The organism is Deinococcus cellulosilyticus NBRC 106333 = KACC 11606, assembly GCF_007990775.1.
GTDB lineage: Bacteria > Deinococcota > Deinococci > Deinococcales > Deinococcaceae > Deinococcus_C > Deinococcus_C cellulosilyticus.
In genome coordinates this window covers 1-1,411 of the sequence record NZ_BJXB01000081.1, presented here as the reverse complement: position 1 = coordinate 1,411, position 1,411 = coordinate 1, and the positions used below count along the sequence as shown (strand labels likewise).

The 1,411-nt window shown below is 54.9% G+C and carries 2 protein-coding genes and 1 pseudogene; 2 read left to right on the top strand and 1 reads right to left on the bottom strand.

Annotation, left to right across the window (positions count from 1 at the left end; translation table 11 throughout):
• A partial coding sequence (locus DC3_RS28760) for a tyrosine-type recombinase/integrase (RefSeq protein WP_146892258.1) occupies window positions 1–246 on the top strand: 246 nt, incomplete at its 5' end.
• Window positions 247–327: 81 nt separating this feature from the next.
• Window positions 328–510 (top strand): annotated as a pseudogene (locus tag DC3_RS29905) (hypothetical protein); the annotation flags it as partial.
• 73 nt (window positions 511–583) lie between these two features.
• Here DC3_RS29905 and DC3_RS28750 read toward each other — a convergent pair.
• Window positions 584–1,399, bottom strand: coding sequence for an IS5 family transposase (locus DC3_RS28750; RefSeq protein WP_146892252.1), 816 nt, complete (start codon window positions 1,397–1,399; stop codon window positions 584–586).
• Between the last annotated feature and the right edge of the window lie 12 nt (window positions 1,400–1,411).

The following is a 1,411-nucleotide window of genomic DNA, read 5'->3' as shown; positions in this document are numbered from 1 at the left end:
AAGGTGTTCCACAAGCTGATTGGGCTCGCTGGGGTGCCCAGAATCAGACTGCATGACCTGCGACACACATCAGCTTCCTTGCTGGTACGGCAAGGGATTCCCATCAAAGTGGTGGCAGAAAGACTGGGACATCAGGATGCCAGTTTGACCCTACGAATCTACACCCATGTGTATGAGGAGCAGCGCAAAGAGGCCGCTTTGACCCTGAATGACCTGCTCAAGGATACTGCAAAACAGGTCAGATAGCAGTTTTTGGTGCTACCGGGGTGCTACCGAGGTGCTACGGCCTTCGGGTAGCACCATTTTCATTTCGAAATCCCTTGCTGTATGACCCCCATATTTGGACGCTCCAACTACGTCAAGGAGCGTTCAGCCGATGAACCCAGACCCAAACCTGAAGGCCACCCGGACCTGAGTGAGAAGTGGGTGGGGGCTGGGCACCTCAAAGTTGGGGACAAACTCAAGCAGGCTGATGGCACCCTGGGTGAAGTCAAGTACATCCATACCATCCAGGAAGCCCGCACCATGTACAATCTGGAGGTACAAGAGGCTCATACCTTCTTCGTAGAGCGTGTTAGGAAGTTTATGCCTGAAGTGGGACCAGAAGAGATCCGGCCCGGTGGAGGAGCAAGAAAGCAAACGCTAGAAAATGCAAACCTTTCACTGTTTCGGGGAGCCGCTCGTAATCCCGAGCAAGCCGTCTGAAACGAGAAAGCCAGCCAAAAGACCGCTCCACCACCCAGCGTTTGGGAAGCAGCACAAAGCCCTTCTTAAATTCAGGGTATTTGACGACCTGCAGCTCAATTCCACCCTCTACAGCTGCCCGAGTTGCCACTTCTTGCCCAGTGTAGCCCTGATCGACATACGCAATTTCCACATTCACCTCGGTGACGTCCTGGACTTGCTTTGCGAGTTCCACCACCTGGGATCGGTCCTGTTCATTGGCCGGGGTCACCACCAGGGCCAGGAGATGGCCGAGGGTATCCACAGCCATGTGGACTTTACTGCCCTTACGTTTTTTGGCCCCGTCATAGCCACCTCGACCCCCACTCTCAGGGGTGGATTGCAGGGTTCTGGAATCGAGGATCACGGCGGTGGGTTTGGCGTTTCGATCCGCTGCGATGCGCAGGATTTCCCGTAAGTCATGCACGATGTCCTCGAAAACTCCAGCTTGAATCCAGCGCTGGGTTTGTTGGTAGACGATGGCCCAGGGTGGGAGGTCGTTCGGCATCATGCGCCATGGAGCACCTGCACAGATGATCCACCTGAGAGCATTGAAGATGTCTCTGAGGGGATATTTGCGGTGTTTGCTGTCGGGTTTGTTGAGGGCCAGGTACGGGAGGACAAAGGCCCATTCTTCGTCGGTCACGTCGGTGTCATAGCCTTTTTTCGGGCTCATGGCCCCTATTTT

Coding starts and splice junctions, on each gene's coding strand:
- DC3_RS28750 (WP_146892252.1), bottom strand. CDS start 1,399: ATGAGCCCGAAAAAAGGCTATGACACCGACGTGACCGACGAAGAATGG.